Here is a 16,288-nt window from a genome sequence, read left to right on the forward strand (position 1 = left end):
CTTATAAAAAGACGCAGTTGCGCTTGCGCCACATGACGTAGCCGAAGTTCTTCTTGCTGGCCGGCGAGTTGTGGCCCACCTCCCAGCGCATCACGCTGCGCCCCATCGGATGACAGCGGGCGCTGTCCGGGTACATGTTCACCATCTGATAACGCCACCGTTCTTTCGGCATGATCGGCGACGGATACTCGAAGCAGACCGCCCGGTCTTTGCCGATGGACTCCATGATTTGCCCCTGGCGATGCAGCTTGAACGCCATCTTCTCCGAGACCAGCACGGACGACTGCAGCGGGCTGATTTCCTTGGCCACCCAGCCGTTGAACGGGTACATCGAACCCTGACTGCCGGCGCACCAGAACAATGCGTCGATCGGCAGATGGAAGCCGCTGGCAATGGCGTCGGCCGCGCAGGCGCCCTGCGCCAGCGGATTGGCAAAGACCACGGCTTCCGGGTTGAGAATGGTGGTCAGGCTGCTGTCCACCCAGGTCGGATCGATTTCCGACAAGTAGGCGATGTCCATATCCCCACCCTGCAGGCAGCCCGCGGAGGTGATGATGTTCAGCCAGTAGGTCAACGGGTACTTGTACCAATGGACGTGATAGAACGCGGTGGTCACGTCCCCCTTGCCACTGCTGCCGCCGGTGCCGGTGCCAATCTTGCCGAGGTTGATACTGAAGCCCCCCAGATTGACCATGCAGCCCGGCGAACGGGTCACGTCAGTCATGGCCATCGGCTCCCAGTACCCCATCGCCATCCCGATACGCTGAAAAATCGGGGGCGGCATGGGGCAGAACTGGATAGGGCTGCCCGGGTTGCTGGTATCCGGCAAATCCCCTTTCCCGACCGGAATGCTCCCGATCGAGAGCGGGAAGATGCAGCGCCAGCAGATATCGGTGATCGGGTTGACAAAGCGCCCCTGGCAGGCCGCATCCGCCGCCTGAGACGGTGCCGAAAACAGGCCTGCCACAACCAGTAACGCCGAGAGCCAGCACCGGATCATGCGCGACGCTCCTGGCAATGTGTCGCCCACTGCGTTCCCCGGTAAATCTCTTGCACATCACCGGCAGTAACGATCCGGGCGGTGGGTCGAGCCTCATCCTGCGGCGGTAATAACGCTGCCAGGGTGCTCAGCAAACTGTCGATAAGCGCCAGCTTGTCGAACAAATAAAGGCTGTGACCGTCCTGATCGGCAGGCAGCTGCTCACGCAGTTCATGAGCTACCTCACGGCACTCAAGAATGCATTTGTAGATCCCCCCCTTTGCCGACGCTGCCTGGCGGATGGCCATCAACTCGCCGTGGCGCGCGGCCAGCAATTGGCGACAGCTCTGCAGCTGATTCTCGGTCGCAATAAAACGTTTACGTGTCACAAACATGCTTACCCCCTTCAGTTCGCGCTACCGGCGGCAGGAAAGGATTCGATACGCAGGCGCAAGCCGCTCGGCGCCGCCGTGATGCGTGCCGGCACCGTCGTCAGCCCGAACCGGCGCGACAGCGCCCCGCCCTGATCGAAGTAGATACGGCTGTCCAGCGCGGCAGAGGTCTTGGGAATGTCGCCGTTGACCAGAATGACCTTCACCATCAGGGTCTCCGGCTGCTGCGCCTTCATCCAGGCAACCTGCTGCGGATCGTCGCCGTCGATGAAATACAGCGTCTGCGCGAACGGCACGGTGGCCAGCGGGTTGATAACGTCGCCCTTGCGGGCAAAGACTCGCCCCTTGTCGTCTTTCAGGTCAGAAGAGAGCTCCACGCTCGGGTCGAAGAAGCGTTCGGCATAGCGTTCGGTCTTGCCGATGCCGGCGACCGGCTCAGGCCGCTGGCTGTGCTTCACGGTGCGCTCTTTGAACGCCGTCATTTCCTCGTCCCAACGGCCGCTGCGCTGCAATTCGGTCAGCCGTTCGTGAATGGTCTGCAGCATGTCCGGCTCGGCCACCGGATACAGGTCGCCCCAGGTGCCGAAGTCTTTGGCCGTCGCCATGCTCGTAAGCTGTGAAAGTCCGAGCACCGCTATCAACAGGCTTTTACGTAAAGGCTTAGCCACGCTCTGCCTCCCGATACCGTTCGAACCAAAACACGACGGGCGCGGGTTTGACCTCAATCAACCCGAAGCGCTCGGCAGTGCGGAAATTGACGCTGTAAGCCCGCGCTCGCTCAGCTTGCGCCGCTATCTGCTCGCGGAACGTCTCGAGGCTGAAAGTCGTTTTGAACAGGTTGCAGGGGGCGCACGCCGGGTTGAGGTTCTCGATTGCATCGCGGCTTTCATGCAAAACCTTGCCGGTCGCTTTCAGTTTGAACAGACCTTTTTCGGCGGCAGCCATGTCCTGCTCGGATTCTCGCATCACCGGCTCGAGGTGATCGGCATGCCAGCCTTTCTCTGGCAGTTCACAACCGCAGTAGGCGCAACGTCCTCCAAACTTCTCGCGCAATACCGCGCGTTGTGCTTTGGTCAATTTAGCCATGCGGCACCGCCTGTGAGGGAATATCCGCTTGTTTTGCCTGCGCAACAGCGGCCTGCAGTGCCTTCACATCCACGGCGCCGTACAGCGGCGTCACCTGATCCGCCCGCGCATCGCGGGTCGGCATAACGATAAAGGCGGGGGTGCCGCTGATGTTCAGTTGCTGGGCCAGCTCGCGTGTGGCCAACAGTACTTTCTCCGTCTCGGGCAGTACGGTCATCAGCGCGGCGCCAGCCGCGTGGAGTGCCGCGTTGATTGTCGGTTGCGACAACCGACCTTCGTTCTCACCGGAGGCAAAGACCGCATTGTGGTACGCCAGATAGGCGTCACCGCCCTTGAGTTGCCACAGCGTCAGGCCGGTGCGTGCCGCCTGCACCGACATCGGCCAGCGACTGCCAAAAATGGGGAATTCCTTGAACACAAAGCGCACATCGGGATTGTCCCGCACAAAGTCGGCCACCACCGGCGCCATACGCGCGCACCAGATGCACTGATAGTCGAAGAACTGCACCACGGTCACGCCGCCATCAGGATGCACAACTGGCGTCGCCGGATCGTGCAATAACGTCGCCGGCAGTTCCGGCTGCGTGGTCAACGCGGTTTGCACCGTGCGATTGGCCGCGGTCTGTTGCTGCTGCTCCTTCAGTTTCTCGCTCATTTGCAGCAGGATGTCCGGGTGCGCCAGCAGGTAATCACGCGCAATAACGCCAATAGCATCGCGTTGAGGCTGGGTGAATGCCATATCACCGGGCTGTTTGTCGGAATGTGATGACGTCTTGTCTTGTACGTTACTCAGTAAAAGTGAGCCAATGAGCAAGAGTCCCGCTGTAATAACCAGGGTCAGTGTTCTTTTCATGGCTGAGTACCCTTATTAACACTTGCGGTATTGCCCCGCTGCATTCGGGCAGCAATATCCCGCTGCAGCTCGCGAGTGACGTCCTTTGCCCCTCCCACCACCGCCGGCGAGACAAGGATGATCACGTTGTTGCGCTGCTGGTATTGCGCGATGCTGGTTTGCAGCGCGCCGGTAAACCGTTCGGCCAGCAGCTTGCTGCGCTCCGGCGGCAGGGATTGTTTCGCGGCGCTCTCGTAGAACGCCTCCATGGTCTGTTTCATGTCGAAGGTGACGATCGCCGGCTGACGCTGCAGCAGCCACAGCGTGGCCCCCACACTGAGCAGAACGGCAATCAGCACGCAGACCGTACCCCACAGCACAATGGCGCGTTTCTGTGCCGGGCTGTTTGGCGTCTTGATAATGGCAGGCAGTGTCATGCGGCCGCCCTCCCTGTGTAGTTTTCTTCCACCCAGCGCTCGATGCGCGCCATCTCCTCGCCAAAGTTGCGGTGCGCCAGCTCATACACGGCGTCATGCACCGATACCCCCTGTTCGCGCCGGGCCTGCATGAACTCGAAGTCCTGGCCCTGGGAGGAGTACATGGCGCGGCTCAGCGGATCGACAAACAGGCGGTGCCAGCTGACCTTGCCGGAGACCATCAGCATGAAGGAGCTGAACCACTGGTCTTTGGCCGACTCGAACTTCCCGATCATGTCCTGCTGCAGCTGGGTGAAGTTGTCCGGGTTTTTCTGCAGATAGGTTTTGAACTCGGAGGCGTCCTGCATCAGGATGATCTTGTAGGAGGAGTTGCCCCAGGCGGCTTTCGCGGCCGAGCTGGCGGTATCAGAGTCAAAGTCCTTGATGTTCTGGGTAATGGTGATGTACGCCCCGCGGTGACGGCGCGCAGTACGGTAACCTTCTTCGATAAACTCGCCCGCCTTGGCGTTCTTGAAGTTGAGCAGCTTCCAGCCTTCGTCGATAACGCACAGCTTTTTGCTCTGACGCGATGTCTGATACATCCGCCCCTCGATGTAGATCATCAGCGAGAACATCACCGCAACCAGCAGATCAGGGCGATTTTTCAGGCCGCCCATCTCCAGTACCACCATGTTGACGTCATCGCGCAGCGACGGTTCGTCGGAGTTGAAGAACTCACCATAAGTGCCGTCGGAGCAGTATTTATCCAACAGGATGGTCATTTCATGCAGGCGATTGCGGATGGTCGGCGAATCGCGGTAAACCTCCTCATCCATTGCGTCGCGCAGAAAGTCACGCACATCATCGATACGGGCATTCTTTTGCTTGCTCAGCCAGGCAGCCTTGACCGCCATCTCCAGCAGGCTCTCATGAACTTCGTCCAGGTTGCCGTCGGGGCTGGCCATCACCGAAATCAGGTTGGCGATCTGCGTCGCCGACAGGTTGATGTCCTTCACGTTGGCGAACGGGTTGAACTTCAGCGTCTGGGCGTCGATGTAAACCCCGCCCATGTTTTCGCACAGGCTCTTGTAACCATCGCCCATATCGAACACCCAGGCGGCGCCACCGGTATCCAGCACGCTGCGCAGCATCGGCTGAATAAGACCGGTTTTACCGGCGCCTGACGTACCGGCCACCGCCATGTTGTAGTTGGTGTTGCGCATCACCTCGGAGTAGATGTCGATGAACGCCAGCTGGTTGCGGTAGGTCGGCGCCAGCAGACCGGAGGGGGCCAGACGGTTGTCGGCGACGATCGGCATCAGGTTGACCACGTTCAGGGTCTTGGCGCGGTGCACCGCGCCATGCATCGCCAAGTCCTGGAAGACGCCGTGTTCGGCCATAAACGGCAGACAGGCCAGGAAATTCCAGTGCTGCTTGAAGCGCGGGGATATCAGGTCAAAACCGTTCTTGCGGTAGCTGTTGATGACGTCCTGCTCGCAGCGCAGCGCCACGCTGTCATTGTCTTCGCAAAACACCGTCACGTTATAGAAGAAGGAAACGATCGCCGTCTGGTTGGACGCTAGACTCTGGCGCAGATCGCCCCACTCCTTCATCTCCTCCAGCGTGCCGGGGAAGAATTTGGCGTAGGAGGTGCGGGATTTTTTCTCCAGATCGATGTACTTGCGGTTCGCCTCGAAAGAGGTCTTGGTCTGTTCTTCAACGACCAGCGTCAGCGTAATAATGAACGGCGTGGCGATCGACAGCTCGGGATACAGCAGGTTGCCGTAGTTGTCGGCGGTGTTCCACAGAAAGGCCATCTCCGGGTTCTGCTCGAGCTGGAAGTTCATCACCCGCGCCACGCTGCCTTTCTTGCTGCCGGCATCACGCAGGTTTATTTTGACGCAATCGGGATACACGTCCATGCCAAACCCGTTGTCGATGCACTGGAAGTTCAGGTCTTTCAGCGGGTCGAGTTTGCGACGCTTGTTGTATAGCTGGCTCGGATCGTGGTTGATGATTTCGCCCACAACGTTGATAAAGTCTTCGTCATTAAGCGACTCTGTCGGAATTTTCGCCCCCATCAGCGACGCACGCAGCACCTTGACCAGGTTCTCCAGCTCGGTGATGAGCGCCTTGTTGCGGCGCTTGCTCTTGACGCAGTAGGAGATGAACACCCGGTAATTACGCAGCGTCAGCGGCATATCCACGCCCGGCGGCAGGGAAAAGCGACCTTCTGCCGCCATCAGGTAGAAGGCTCGCGTGATAGCGTTGAATTTGTCCGCGTCCTTGCCCGACCAGGAGAAGTCACGCAACCCGGACTCCACCAGATCGCCGACGCGCTTGCTGGCCATCAGGTGAACGGACAACGCGATCCCGCGCGGCAACTTGGTGCGCAGCAGACTTTCGAGCGTCAGAACCACCTGTTCGTTGGCGCCGGCCAACGGCAGCGCTTCCAGCACAAAGCCGATGGAGCCGGCATTGATGAACAGCCCGCTCTCTTCGTCGTAGTCCCGGTAGGGCAACACACTGCTCAGCTGGGGAAAGTTCATGTCACCCAACACCTTGTTGGCGGCGGAGGCTTCATCCGGCATTTTCAGTGCCGACAGCAGGCTGTTGGCGGTATGGGTGACTTTATCGATCAGATTCATGCGTCAACCTCGCGAGTGGCCACCCTAAACCACAAGCACATAGGCCCGTCCTCGTTGTCATAAATGGAGCCGATGAACCAGCCCTCCCCCGGCGGAGAAGAAGGGTTCCAGCCACGGGCATCCGGACAGTCCTCATCAAACCCCGCAAGAAAGGCCTCAGGGTCTTCATCCCGCATAAACATCACCCAGCATTCCAGGCCGTGCGACCGCAGCCAATAGGTCATCTCTGCCGATGTCTCAAGGTTTGCCTGCAGCATCGCCGGATGGGTCCAGAATCCCTGCGCGTCACGCTCAACCGGTACAGCACATATTCCCTGCATCACACTCTCCTAAAAGACGGACTGGGGCTTGCCCCAGACGGCTGGTTTAACCACGAACAGTACCTTGCCCGGCTGGTGATAGACGTCCTGACTGTCAATCCAGGGCGCGATCCACAGCTGCGCGGTCTGCTCGGCCTGGCGGGCCGGTCGGGTGCTGCCAACACCGGCACAGCGCGGCAACGTGCAGGTACTGACGGTCGTCACGATGGCGGACGGCGCCGCAATCGCCGGAGACGCCGGCACTGCCGGCACCGGGGATGCGGCCCCCTGACGAGGCAACAAACGGGACGTGCTGCCGGCTGAGACAGGGCCGGGGCCGGTATCTCGCCCCACTGCCGCAAAGTCGCCGTCAGCCAGGCGAGGCAATGCGGCCGCAGCCGGCTTTGCTTCGCTGCCCTCTTCCAGCGACTTGGCTTTCTCGTTGGCCTGCTCCATCGTCATACAGCTGTCAGAGGTGGTGGCGTTACAGCCGAACTCGCTGCTGACGCCGGCACAACCGGCCAGCAGCACGCCACCCAAGGCGGGGAGTAAAAGCAGTGATTTCATGATGTGCGTTTTCATTGAGTCTCCTTAAAACCTGGCCGAGAAAAAAGTCATTAACGGTACAACGAGGGTCATTACCCATCCGGCGCACGTATGCATCATCAAAAACATCGGGACATCAAATTCCCAGTGAATAAAAGAACTCCCGGCAACGATTGCGACCGAGATGGGCACTATCAGTGCCAGGCATACCGACAGTGCGTAAGCAGAGGATTTTTTGTTGGGACCCGTCATTAAGAAAAATAAAGAGAGCGCCCCCGACCCCGCACACCAGAGAATGTCACGCCGAAAACCGGCCCACTTGTCGGCATCGGTCAGCAGGTGCTCAATGCGCCACATATCGAGCGCCAGCCAGCCGCCCCACCAGGCCAGCAATAAAAAGACATATAGCCCTGTCATTTTTCTTTCAGTCATGATTTGGCCTCATCCTCAGAAGGCGGTGTCGGTGCAATAGAAATGCCCTGCCGCACGGCATCCACGCTGTATTTATCCACGGTGGACTGCATCAGCGTCGTTTTCCCCGCCCCGGTTCGGCCACAGTCGATGATGTTCCCCACTCGAGCGAAATCGCTGCCAGTAAAGGGAAAGTCATCGAAATGCCGGATAGTGGGTTTGTCGTTGTTATTCATGGTGTCACCGCTCTCCTGTTGTTGATGTGCCGAGACCGAACTGAGCCGGATCAAGCTTGCCGAGGTGGTTCAGCATCTGATCGGTGTTGAACCCGTTCAGGCTTTGCCCGGATTTGGGCTGATCGCCCCCTTCGGTCTGCCCCTGCTGACGGCTCTCTTTTTCCACCGCCACTTCCTCGATGGTTTTCATCTGGAAGCCTTCCTGGAACACCACCGTGACTTCGTTACCGGCGCCGATCGGAATAACCGGGTGATACTGCTCGGCTCGCTTGATGTAGTAGTCGCTGAGCGTCGAGGCGGCTTTACTGGCCCCCCCGCCGATGGCCGATTTGGCAATATCGCCGGCGCCCATGCTGGCCGTTGCCCCAAGACCAACGGTCGGCTGCGCCGCCCGGCCGGCCCCCTCGCCCAACCCGTCAAGGAACCCGGCTCCCCAGGCAAAGCCGAGGATCTTGCCGTTGCGCATCACCACCTCGCCCTTGACGCCGTTCTTGCCCATAAAGGAGACGTGGCCGTCGATGTCCTGATCGATAATGTCGTCACCGCGAATGCAGCTGATTTTGCGGGTGCGCACGATGGCACGTTCGCTGGAGACGTCGCCGTAGGCCTCCATGCTGATAAAACAGCCGGTCGCGTCATAGGTCTTGCTGTTCGGCATCTCGATCCGGCCGGTCACCCGTACCTGCATCGGCACCGTGGCCGTGTTCCCGGTCACCGAGGCATTGGCATCCGCCCCCTCAATCAGGATGGATTTGGCGAAGCTGCCGGTCGGGATATAGGGGTACTTCTTTTTCCTGGGGCCGGTCTCCGGCGGCACCAGTGACTTGCGATAGAGACGGCCGGGCACCGGGATAGGCTTGTAGTCAACGTTCGGTGGCGGTGTGACGCCTTTGCCCGGATAGAACGCCGTCGGCGGCGGAACCGCGCCGCCCGGTGCCGGCGGGAACTGCGTCGGCATCGGCTCGCCCTCGGGCGTCACGCCGTTAACCAGCGGCGGTAAGGGGGCGGAACCGGGGGCCGGGTTCCCTGGTGTTGCTTGACTCCCCGGTCCGCCAAACTGTTTCAGGTTCTTGTTTTCGTCTTCCAGCACCTGCATGCGTTTCTGATCTTCCAGGCGCGATTTGTTCAGCAGGTCGATTTCCTGACGCAGGGCGGTAAACTGCTTGTTGATCTCGGCCTGCGCGGCCTGAGTCTGGGTGATGGCATGCTGCTGCACGCGATCGTCAAAGGTATTGTCAACCACCCCGGTCAGATCGGGGGCCGGTTCTGCAGGGTGCTGTGTCTCCAGCTCCGCATCCTGCGAGAAGTAATAACCGCCGCCGATGGCCGCGGCGACCGCCAGCGCGACCGCGCCCAGCCAGAGATATTGCTTGCGCTTGACCAGCACATTGATGTTCGCCATCAGCGACCTCCCTCGGACAAGGTGATCCACACGCTCATGCGACCGCCGCCGATAATCTGCCGGGTAGGTGTATCGAACATCACCGCCCGCACACCCCGTTGCCAGAAGTCGTGCTCATTGACCCACTGGCTGGCGCTGCCGGGATTGCTGACCTCAAAACGAATCACCTTCAGGTGATGCCCTGTCCAGACCTGCTGCGCCTGTGCCCGCAAACCGTAAGGCGCGGCCAGCGCTTCCCGCGTGACCGGCATCTGCCCATAGCCGGCCGGCAACCGGCCCTCCATCAATGACTTGTTGAGCGAGACCAGCATGGACTCGTAGGGCTGCCCCTCTTCCCAGCCTTTGGCAGCCACAGAAACACCCTGGCTCTCACCCACCAGTGAGAACGTGCGGCCGACACCGGCACGCGGGACGGCGCGAATGGAATAGTTCATGCCCCGCTCGGTTTCGATCACAAAACTGAACGGCTTTTTATTGAGCGTACTCAGTACCAGCCCGCCGTTGGCCGCCGGCTCATAATTGACCAGGCTTTCATCCACGCCGCTGACGAACGTCACGCGATCGCCGGGAACGTTGAACAGATTGGGTTCGCTGTTGCTGAGTGAAACATGCGCCTGACTGCCGTTCTGCAATGGGATAGTGACCGGCGCATTAACCGTACCGGCCTGTGCGCCGGCGCAGGCCATCAGACCGACAACCATCAGCGCATAGCGTCGTTTAGTTTTCATCGTTTACCTCAACGAACTTGGCCAGCCAGGTCACGCCCTCGCTGCGATCGATATAAAGGGAGTAGTGCTTGAGCGCTTTTTCCGGCGCGCTGTCACCGATCCAGGTACGTAGCTCGCCGCGAATATCAACACGTCCCTGGGCGGGATAGACTTTCACGCTGGTCTGGAAGAAAGCCGCATTGACGTTGCTGGCCCTAATACGATTGGCCTCCTCGGCCAGGACAATCTTGAGAGCGTTTTGCGCCGCCGGCTTGACCATCATGAGCAGGGTGGAATGTGAGGCGTTGACCGTCTCAGGGGTCACATTGAGACGTAACGCGACAAAGGAGAGCGCCATTTGCTCGAGATATGATGCATCAGCGCTGTTTTGAGAGACGCCGAACGGCGCCTTGAACAACATGGGGACTGCCACCACCTGTTTTTCGTTCTGCAGGCGATAGTTGTTGATAGCCATGATAATGACGGCCACCGTCAGCGCAGCAATCAACAGCGCCATGACAATAAAGCCGATGGCAATAATACGGTTTGAGTTGAGACGTGCTGAGTGTTCCATTATCGCCTGCCTATTTTATCCATTTCCGAAAACACGATTCAGGGACCACCTTGTAGACGCCTTTGCCGAGCGAGGTCGGTAAATACCAATATGCAAGGTCACGCAGCCAGCTACTGCCCTTCCCCTTTTTGGCTTTGTGAATGGCCCAGAACACCAGCGCCGCCAAAATAATCCCCGTGATATATTTCTGCTGCCAGATAAACCAGCCGCCAGTAATAGCCACGGGGATTAATTCATCAAGACAAAACCCAAACCAGCGGTCTTGTGTTCTCAGTGTTTTCGGGAAACGGTATTTATTCAGATCGTTTCCCGACATACCGCCCCCGATTAATACCCGGCGACTTTCATACCCACCGCGATCAGGACAGAGACCACGATGAAGCCGGAGAGGTATTTGAGGTTCTTGGTGGCCATATACATCACGGCACCAACCAGCACTTCGACCAGGACGATCCATTTGACCATGGTTGAGCCGGAGCCTGCCGTTGCCTTCACATCGGCATCGCCGGATTGCAGCATGTCCTTACCGCCGGCGGCGAGAGCCACTTCCGGGAAGAACGAAGCCAGTACGGTAAACGGCAGGATCACCTTGAGGAAATTCACGACGCGTTGCCGAGAAAACAGCTTACGAAGTGAAAATCCCTGACGTTGGGCAACAGAAGAGCCCTGAGCGCTTAATGAAGCATTCATTTAAATTATCCTTGAATGAAGTAAATCTTTGGATGCAATAGAGAAACATCCTTGGCTTAGTATGAAATGAGATTATTTGAACAGTTAGCAGCACCCCCTTACATTATGAAAATTAAAGATATTTTGATAAAAAATAAGCTGTTTTTGATGTAACCACTTGAAGTCAAATCACAAAAAAAACAATAAAAATCATTCAATTAAAATTTAATCTCGTGGTATGAGTGTGATGAATTTTCTCTACGAGATGACCATCTACAGCTACCAATGGTTTGACTGATTGAACTAAAACAATGAAACTGTAGAATACATTCAACAACAAAGCAACACAAAACGCACCATATGATGCTTTTTAATTTCATCAATTTGAATAATAAGGAGTTTATATGTCAGGAAAAACAGCAGTAGTTGTATTCAGTGGAGGTCAAGATTCAACTACGTGCTTAGTGAAGGCTCTCGCTGAGTATGACTCCGTGCACTGTTTAACCTTCGACTACGGCCAGCGCCACAGTGAAGAAATTAAAATAGCGGAGCAACTTGCAAAGAAGCTAAACGTAAGCTCACATAAAATTTTAGACGTTAATGTAATCAATGAGTTAGCAATAAGTAGTTTGACTAGAAATGAGATTGAAGTGCCCGAACACAAAAATGCTGATTCGGATGGAATACCATCAACGTTTGTTCCTGGCAGAAACATCGTATTCCTTACCCTTGCCGCCATCTATGCATTTCAAGTAAATGCGGAAGATGTAATAACAGGTGTTTGTGAGACTGATTTTTCAGGATACCCGGACTGCCGTGATGTTTTTGTGAAAGCGTTAAACCACGCAGTAAGTTTAGGAATAGGAAGAGATATCAGGTTTGTAACGCCACTAATGTCATTAAACAAAGCTGAAACATGGGCATTAGCAGACAATATCGGATGTTTGGAACTCATCAGAGATGAAACTTTAACTTGTTACAATGGAGTTAAAAGTTTTGGGTGTGGGAAATGTGACGCATGTTTTCTACGATCGAGGGGGTTTAATGAATACGTACAAAATAAAGAAAAAATAAAAAAAAGCCTGCAAAAAAAACAGGCCATATGACCAATTAAATATTATTCTTGAGTGAGGTATTTATTAAATAGATACCTTGCTCCATACGCAGGAAAAACATTAACAATTGCATACACCAACTTAATTATTACTTGAACAGCGATAATTCCTATTATTTGTTCGTTTGTCATCAAACCACTGAAAGCTATGAAACAAAAGACAATACTATCTATAACAGAGGCCACAAATATACTGGACAGAATCCTTATATATAAGTAGCGAGAATTCGTCAGCTCCTTGATTTTACAAAGCACATATGAATTAGCCAGCTCGGAGGTAAGAAAAGCTATAGTTGATGCAAGAAATGTTGATTGTATTTGATTAATAAGGCTATTATATGGGCCATTGAATATCCATTCAGGTATAACAGGTAACTTCAGAGAAATATAAAGCAACCCTAATATTGCCGCATTAGCAACAACACACATATAAATGGCTTTTCTTGCCAGCCTAAATCCATAAAATTCATTCAGTAAATCTACTACTAAGAATGTAAACGGATAAACAAAAGTACCAGGCGTAATGATAAGATCAAAGTATTGTATATGAACTGGTTTGACTGCAGCTATATTACTAAATATATAACAAACACTAATAACCAAACAAAAAGCGACATAAGTTAACCACTGTTTTTCATTTCTATCTTTAAACTCATATTCAGTTTTAACACTTTCACCAGAGCTATATATTTTTCGACAAACCGCCGACACTTCTCTAGCGTTGAAATCATCAATCACCTCTGAAGATAGTAGTCTTTCGTATGGCATTGACATAACCCGCCCAGTATTCAACACCATAACGTTAGCTTTTCCATTGAGGATATCAAATCCAATTAGCTTATATTTTATATTCGCTTCCATACCTTTCCTCGATTATTGTACCAACAACATCCTCAGCAACTAAATGAGCCGAACTACCATCAATCACCTTCAAACTTTTGCTTGAAGTAACCACAAGAACATTTGCCTCATGAATGATAGCCTCACGACGAACGATGATCACATCACCTTTATTATAGTATCCTTTTATCTCTTTTGTTAGAAGTATTCCAACTACATTAGGACCTTCACCGAAGAAATAAGTTATAGGTGACGACATAACTAACCGTCCAATTTTTGCATTTACTGCAGAGAGTATAGTTGTATCTTTAATAATCGGAACCGCCAACGGGTTCATGTTACCATCGATGGTTACTAACTTATTAGATAACTCCTTTTCTTGTAAATCAACAGATTGAATTTCTTTAAATGAAACACCAAAGAATCCGGCTACTTTTCGAAGAGTATTTTCCTGAACGCGCTCTACCCTACCTTCAAGGATCTTATATATAGTAGTTCGATTAACACCGGCACCATCACTCAAAGAAACTTGTGTCTCCTTTCTCGAAGAAAGAAGGTAATTTATATTCTTTTTTATTATCTCGGTATTATTCATGGCATACTCATGATCAAATAATAGTGATGGTTAGTCAAAAGATGATACATGAAAGACATCAGATGATGAAATAAACATAGCACAGCATGAACTACACATTATCAACAGTTCTTGATTATGTGGATTTTTCACCTCCTAACACTATGTAAAATCATAATAAAGGAGGGGGCCATGATACCAAAAAGACTAAAAGACGCCAGAATATCAAATGGTTATACACAGGAGCAGTTGGCTGAACTTGTAGGTATACAAGGGGCCAATTCAAGCTCAAGACTGTCAAGTTACGAAGTCGGCAGAACAGAACCACCTTTCAGCTTAGTAGTAAAAATAGCCAACTTATTGGATTACCCAGAGTATTACTTCTATACGATAGATGATGATTTAGCGTCAGATCTTCTTGAAATGCATAGAAACAGAACAAATCCCTCCAAAAATGAATTCTACAGTTCAGTAATAGAAGAGAAAAAATTAGCTAAAAAAGTTGAAGATGCCAAAAGATTAGCAATTGAAATAATTGACTGCCTAAACAAATAGAAATCAGCAAGCATAATTACCTCACTCCAAAAAGCGGCATGAGGTAATTAATTTATTGATGATAGCTCATTCGTTAGCACTATCTGAATCAACACCAATAAAAAAACGCTCTAACTTGTCATTAACAGATTCATTTATTTCTGAAATAATTTGCTGGTAGTTATTGAGTTTTGGTTTATCTGCAACGTGTGGAGCTAGAGTACTTGCACCAAGAACCTTTGCCATTGCAAGTTGAGTTTTCAATACGTTTTCCAAAAGAGTTTTGTTAAACTCCGTCTGATTAAAAGGATCATCTTTTCTTTCCATCTGCGCCTCATAGACTCTGAGACCGAGCTCAAGAAGCATGGAAATAACACTAGATGTACTTACTTCAGTTTCAGCCGCCCCTTCTTGGCGACGCTGTTCAACAATAGCATGAATCTTTTCAACCGCCTCCTTGCTGACATATGCTTGAATTCTTGCCATATAATTTTTACTCCATGATATTATTAGCTGACAGATAATCTGTATGTATTTTGAGTTGGCATGCACAAATCAAATCCGACTCTAATTGCGAGTCTAATGATAGCTATAAAAGCAAAAACACACAACTCGCCTCTAGGGTCGAGTCTGTTTATCTATATGAAATTTAGTGATAACTCTATATAGAGTTGTGTATAAACTCGAATAACGACTCTAGTTAGAGTCCTTTTCGACTCTAATCCATCACCATGTAAAAGTATAACAATAATTTAAAACGTTTAACCAACTGTTTTAAATGAACAATTCTGCAAAATACAGTTTTGCGTGGGGTGTGATGTAGTTACCCCAAAGAGCGCGAATTTGTTGACTCGAGATCCCGAAAAGGCTAGATTTTCACCAGGGCTAGGGATTTTAAGGAAAACATGAAGACACTCATCGCCGCGTTAATGCTGTTCAGTTCAACGGCCGCTATGGCTGATTGTTTTGACATGGCGGGTCGTGATTATCACATCGACCCGGATCTGCTACGTGCTATTTCATGGAACGAGTCACGTTTTAATCCCGTGGCTATCGGCCCAAATCCTACAACAGGGTACGGTGTGGGGTTAATGCAAATTGACTCCCAGCACTTTAACTCGCTTTCGTTGATAGGGGTGTCAGAACGGCACCTGAAACAAGATCCGTGCATGAATATCTACACTGGTGCTTATTATCTCGCGATTGCCTTTAAGAAGTGGGGAGCGACCTGGCAGGCAGTGGGTGCTTATAATGCAGGGTTTAAAGACTCACCAAAGCAGGCGCAACGACGTTACAAGTATGCAAGTAAAATCGAGAAAACCTACCGGGCGATAAAAGTCAGCAAGCAGCAACCCCTCCTCGTTCAGAACCCGTAGTTTATCCACATATGCACATAAGACAAAGCCAGTGAAGTTTCCCATCAGCCTAATGGGAAACGAACGGGAGCGGTTATTTCACCGGATCAAGGTGAAATAACGTCGATTGTGTAGATGTGGGTAAGCGGATCGCAGAGTTAACGGACAGCACCAAAAAACGGTCACGTTTTTTGGTGGTAACCTGGGCGCCCCTTTGGGGCAGCGGGAGCGGGAAATGTATTTCCCGCTGGGCGGGCGGGGAGAATAAGAGCCGCCCCCTCGATGGGGACGGCTCTTATCAGCGCGCTACCACTCAAAAACCTCATGGCCGGGGAGAATGGGCGCATCACAATCAAAATGGATGTAGCCTATACGATGATATTTTATCTGGTGAATTAAAAACCGCCGCAGCGCCTTTGACGCTCCTTGCGACTTTAATACCCGCATCCGCCAACGATAATCCGTCAGCACCAGAATATAACCGTACCGGATGTTAACCACCCAGGAACGAAAAGCCGCCTGCCCTGCCATTGTCGCTAACAGCTCGTTATCTTCCGATGTAAAATGTGCCGTACTGCATACCCGTAAATTTTCCGTTTGCATCTTTCACCCCGTTATTTCATACTGTCCGCGCTGTGTTAACTGTACGTTCTGTAGCAGTGTTCGGCCCCGGT

At 52.8% G+C, this 16,288-nt stretch carries 23 protein-coding genes; 3 read left to right on the plus strand and 20 right to left on the minus strand.

Annotation, left to right across the window (positions count from 1 at the left end):
* Position 1: 1 nt before the first annotated feature.
* From traU to traA, 16 genes are read right to left on the minus strand one after another with little or no spacing between them, the layout of a single operon-like run.
* Complete coding sequence (gene traU, locus ACK3CV_RS24950) at positions 2–1,000, minus strand: conjugal transfer pilus assembly protein TraU (RefSeq protein WP_149571951.1); 999 nt, start codon at positions 998–1,000, stop codon at positions 2–4.
* Positions 997–1,374, minus strand: a complete 378-nt coding sequence (locus tag ACK3CV_RS24955) for a hypothetical protein (protein ID WP_164141841.1) — start codon at positions 1,372–1,374, stop codon at positions 997–999. The genes traU and ACK3CV_RS24955 overlap by 4 nt, the downstream gene beginning before the upstream one ends.
* A gap of 11 nt (positions 1,375–1,385) precedes the next feature.
* Positions 1,386–2,039 carry a type-F conjugative transfer system protein TraW gene (traW, locus tag ACK3CV_RS24960; protein WP_275430304.1) on the minus strand — a complete coding sequence of 218 codons (654 nt, stop codon included), beginning with the start codon at positions 2,037–2,039 and terminating at the stop codon, positions 1,386–1,388.
* Entirely contained in the window at positions 2,032–2,457 is a 426-nt protein-coding gene (locus tag ACK3CV_RS24965; RefSeq protein WP_164141839.1) for an HNH endonuclease, read from the minus strand. Before ACK3CV_RS24965 ends, traW begins: the two co-directional genes overlap by 8 nt.
* Positions 2,450–3,310: a DsbA family protein gene (locus ACK3CV_RS24970; RefSeq protein ID WP_164141837.1), complete on the minus strand. Its 861-nt coding sequence runs from the start codon at positions 3,308–3,310 to the stop codon at positions 2,450–2,452. Before ACK3CV_RS24970 ends, ACK3CV_RS24965 begins: the two co-directional genes overlap by 8 nt.
* Positions 3,307–3,726, minus strand: a complete 420-nt coding sequence (gene trbI, locus ACK3CV_RS24975; RefSeq protein ID WP_164141835.1) for a type-F conjugative transfer system protein TrbI — start codon at positions 3,724–3,726, stop codon at positions 3,307–3,309. Before trbI ends, ACK3CV_RS24970 begins: the two co-directional genes overlap by 4 nt.
* The gene (gene traC / locus ACK3CV_RS24980; protein ID WP_164141832.1) at positions 3,723–6,353 is read right to left on the minus strand and encodes a type IV secretion system protein TraC; all 2,631 of its coding nucleotides are present in this window, start codon (positions 6,351–6,353) and stop codon (positions 3,723–3,725) included. The genes trbI and traC overlap by 4 nt, the downstream gene beginning before the upstream one ends.
* Positions 6,350–6,673, minus strand: coding sequence for a hypothetical protein (locus ACK3CV_RS24985; RefSeq protein WP_239504668.1), 324 nt, complete (start codon positions 6,671–6,673; stop codon positions 6,350–6,352). The genes traC and ACK3CV_RS24985 overlap by 4 nt, the downstream gene beginning before the upstream one ends.
* Before the next feature lie 9 nt (positions 6,674–6,682).
* Positions 6,683–7,219 carry a type IV conjugative transfer system lipoprotein TraV gene (gene traV / locus ACK3CV_RS24990; RefSeq protein ID WP_164141874.1) on the minus strand — a complete coding sequence of 179 codons (537 nt, stop codon included), beginning with the start codon at positions 7,217–7,219 and terminating at the stop codon, positions 6,683–6,685.
* A gap of 24 nt (positions 7,220–7,243) precedes the next feature.
* A complete protein-coding gene (locus tag ACK3CV_RS24995) occupies positions 7,244–7,630 on the minus strand; it encodes a hypothetical protein (RefSeq protein WP_164141830.1) in 387 nt (128 codons plus the stop codon).
* The gene (locus tag ACK3CV_RS25000) at positions 7,627–7,845 is read right to left on the minus strand and encodes a hypothetical protein (protein WP_164141828.1); all 219 of its coding nucleotides are present in this window, start codon (positions 7,843–7,845) and stop codon (positions 7,627–7,629) included. Before ACK3CV_RS25000 ends, ACK3CV_RS24995 begins: the two co-directional genes overlap by 4 nt.
* 4 nt (positions 7,846–7,849) lie before the next feature.
* Entirely contained in the window at positions 7,850–9,247 is a 1,398-nt protein-coding gene (gene traB, locus ACK3CV_RS25005) for an F-type conjugal transfer pilus assembly protein TraB (RefSeq protein WP_164141826.1), read from the minus strand.
* Complete coding sequence (gene traK / locus ACK3CV_RS25010; RefSeq protein ID WP_164141824.1) at positions 9,247–9,975, minus strand: type-F conjugative transfer system secretin TraK; 729 nt, start codon at positions 9,973–9,975, stop codon at positions 9,247–9,249. The genes traB and traK overlap by 1 nt, the downstream gene beginning before the upstream one ends.
* Positions 9,965–10,528: a type IV conjugative transfer system protein TraE gene (gene traE, locus ACK3CV_RS25015; RefSeq protein WP_147882578.1), complete on the minus strand. Its 564-nt coding sequence runs from the start codon at positions 10,526–10,528 to the stop codon at positions 9,965–9,967. Before traE ends, traK begins: the two co-directional genes overlap by 11 nt.
* A gap of 10 nt (positions 10,529–10,538) precedes the next feature.
* The gene (traL, locus tag ACK3CV_RS25020) at positions 10,539–10,844 is read right to left on the minus strand and encodes a type IV conjugative transfer system protein TraL (protein ID WP_042785939.1); all 306 of its coding nucleotides are present in this window, start codon (positions 10,842–10,844) and stop codon (positions 10,539–10,541) included.
* Positions 10,845–10,855: 11 nt separating this feature from the next.
* Positions 10,856–11,218 (minus strand): type IV conjugative transfer system pilin TraA, encoded by a 363-nt coding sequence (traA, locus tag ACK3CV_RS25025; protein WP_164141822.1) that lies wholly within the window; start codon positions 11,216–11,218, stop codon positions 10,856–10,858.
* A gap of 383 nt (positions 11,219–11,601) precedes the next feature.
* On the opposite strand from traA, the gene queC reads away from it, so the two are divergent.
* Positions 11,602–12,303: a 7-cyano-7-deazaguanine synthase QueC gene (gene queC / locus ACK3CV_RS25030; protein ID WP_164141820.1), complete on the plus strand. Its 702-nt coding sequence runs from the start codon at positions 11,602–11,604 to the stop codon at positions 12,301–12,303.
* An 11-nt stretch (positions 12,304–12,314) separates the two neighbouring features.
* Here the strand turns inward: queC and ACK3CV_RS25035 are convergent, their stop codons facing one another.
* Together ACK3CV_RS25035 and ACK3CV_RS25040 are read right to left on the minus strand one after the other, a co-directional pair.
* Positions 12,315–13,172: a queuosine precursor transporter gene (locus ACK3CV_RS25035; protein ID WP_489009917.1), complete on the minus strand. Its 858-nt coding sequence runs from the start codon at positions 13,170–13,172 to the stop codon at positions 12,315–12,317.
* Entirely contained in the window at positions 13,150–13,746 is a 597-nt protein-coding gene (locus tag ACK3CV_RS25040) for a helix-turn-helix domain-containing protein (protein WP_042785942.1), read from the minus strand. The genes ACK3CV_RS25035 and ACK3CV_RS25040 overlap by 23 nt, the downstream gene beginning before the upstream one ends.
* 171 nt (positions 13,747–13,917) lie before the next feature.
* On the opposite strand from ACK3CV_RS25040, the gene ACK3CV_RS25045 reads away from it, so the two are divergent.
* Entirely contained in the window at positions 13,918–14,280 is a 363-nt protein-coding gene (locus ACK3CV_RS25045) for a helix-turn-helix domain-containing protein (RefSeq protein WP_051623995.1), read from the plus strand.
* 66 nt (positions 14,281–14,346) lie between these two features.
* Here ACK3CV_RS25045 and traM read toward each other — a convergent pair whose 3' ends face one another.
* On the minus strand, positions 14,347–14,745 hold the full coding sequence (gene traM, locus ACK3CV_RS25050; protein ID WP_042785944.1) for a conjugal transfer relaxosome DNA-binding protein TraM: 399 nt from the start codon (positions 14,743–14,745) through the stop codon (positions 14,347–14,349).
* 419 nt (positions 14,746–15,164) lie between these two features.
* Here traM and ACK3CV_RS25055 point away from each other — a divergent pair, with 419 nt between their 5' ends.
* Positions 15,165–15,635, plus strand: coding sequence for a transglycosylase SLT domain-containing protein (locus ACK3CV_RS25055; RefSeq protein ID WP_164141816.1), 471 nt, complete (start codon positions 15,165–15,167; stop codon positions 15,633–15,635).
* A gap of 285 nt (positions 15,636–15,920) precedes the next feature.
* Here ACK3CV_RS25055 and ACK3CV_RS25060 read toward each other — a convergent pair whose 3' ends face one another.
* Positions 15,921–16,217, minus strand: a complete 297-nt coding sequence (locus ACK3CV_RS25060; protein ID WP_164141814.1) for a DUF5983 family protein — start codon at positions 16,215–16,217, stop codon at positions 15,921–15,923.
* Positions 16,218–16,288: the final 71 nt, after the last annotated feature.

It is taken from the genome of Serratia sp. TSO36 (assembly GCF_057808395.1).

Coding starts and splice junctions, on each gene's coding strand:
- traU (WP_149571951.1), bottom strand. CDS start 1,000: ATGATCCGGTGCTGGCTCTCGGCGTTACTGGTTGTGGCAGGCCTGTTT.
- ACK3CV_RS24955 (WP_164141841.1), bottom strand. CDS start 1,374: ATGTTTGTGACACGTAAACGTTTTATTGCGACCGAGAATCAGCTGCAG.
- ACK3CV_RS24965 (WP_164141839.1), bottom strand. CDS start 2,457: ATGGCTAAATTGACCAAAGCACAACGCGCGGTATTGCGCGAGAAGTTT.
- ACK3CV_RS24970 (WP_164141837.1), bottom strand. CDS start 3,310: ATGAAAAGAACACTGACCCTGGTTATTACAGCGGGACTCTTGCTCATT.
- trbI (WP_164141835.1), bottom strand. CDS start 3,726: ATGACACTGCCTGCCATTATCAAGACGCCAAACAGCCCGGCACAGAAA.
- traC (WP_164141832.1), bottom strand. CDS start 6,353: ATGAATCTGATCGATAAAGTCACCCATACCGCCAACAGCCTGCTGTCG.
- ACK3CV_RS24985 (WP_239504668.1), bottom strand. CDS start 6,673: ATGCAGGGAATATGTGCTGTACCGGTTGAGCGTGACGCGCAGGGATTC.
- traV (WP_164141874.1), bottom strand. CDS start 7,219: ATGAAATCACTGCTTTTACTCCCCGCCTTGGGTGGCGTGCTGCTGGCC.
- ACK3CV_RS24995 (WP_164141830.1), bottom strand. CDS start 7,630: ATGACTGAAAGAAAAATGACAGGGCTATATGTCTTTTTATTGCTGGCC.
- ACK3CV_RS25000 (WP_164141828.1), bottom strand. CDS start 7,845: ATGAATAACAACGACAAACCCACTATCCGGCATTTCGATGACTTTCCC.
- traB (WP_164141826.1), bottom strand. CDS start 9,247: ATGGCGAACATCAATGTGCTGGTCAAGCGCAAGCAATATCTCTGGCTG.
- traK (WP_164141824.1), bottom strand. CDS start 9,975: ATGAAAACTAAACGACGCTATGCGCTGATGGTTGTCGGTCTGATGGCC.
- traE (WP_147882578.1), bottom strand. CDS start 10,528: ATGGAACACTCAGCACGTCTCAACTCAAACCGTATTATTGCCATCGGC.
- traL (WP_042785939.1), bottom strand. CDS start 10,844: ATGTCGGGAAACGATCTGAATAAATACCGTTTCCCGAAAACACTGAGA.
- traA (WP_164141822.1), bottom strand. CDS start 11,218: ATGAATGCTTCATTAAGCGCTCAGGGCTCTTCTGTTGCCCAACGTCAG.
- queC (WP_164141820.1), top strand. CDS start 11,602: ATGTCAGGAAAAACAGCAGTAGTTGTATTCAGTGGAGGTCAAGATTCA.
- ACK3CV_RS25035 (WP_489009917.1), bottom strand. CDS start 13,172: ATGGAAGCGAATATAAAATATAAGCTAATTGGATTTGATATCCTCAAT.
- ACK3CV_RS25040 (WP_042785942.1), bottom strand. CDS start 13,746: ATGAATAATACCGAGATAATAAAAAAGAATATAAATTACCTTCTTTCT.
- ACK3CV_RS25045 (WP_051623995.1), top strand. CDS start 13,918: ATGATACCAAAAAGACTAAAAGACGCCAGAATATCAAATGGTTATACA.
- traM (WP_042785944.1), bottom strand. CDS start 14,745: ATGGCAAGAATTCAAGCATATGTCAGCAAGGAGGCGGTTGAAAAGATT.
- ACK3CV_RS25055 (WP_164141816.1), top strand. CDS start 15,165: ATGAAGACACTCATCGCCGCGTTAATGCTGTTCAGTTCAACGGCCGCT.
- ACK3CV_RS25060 (WP_164141814.1), bottom strand. CDS start 16,217: ATGCAAACGGAAAATTTACGGGTATGCAGTACGGCACATTTTACATCG.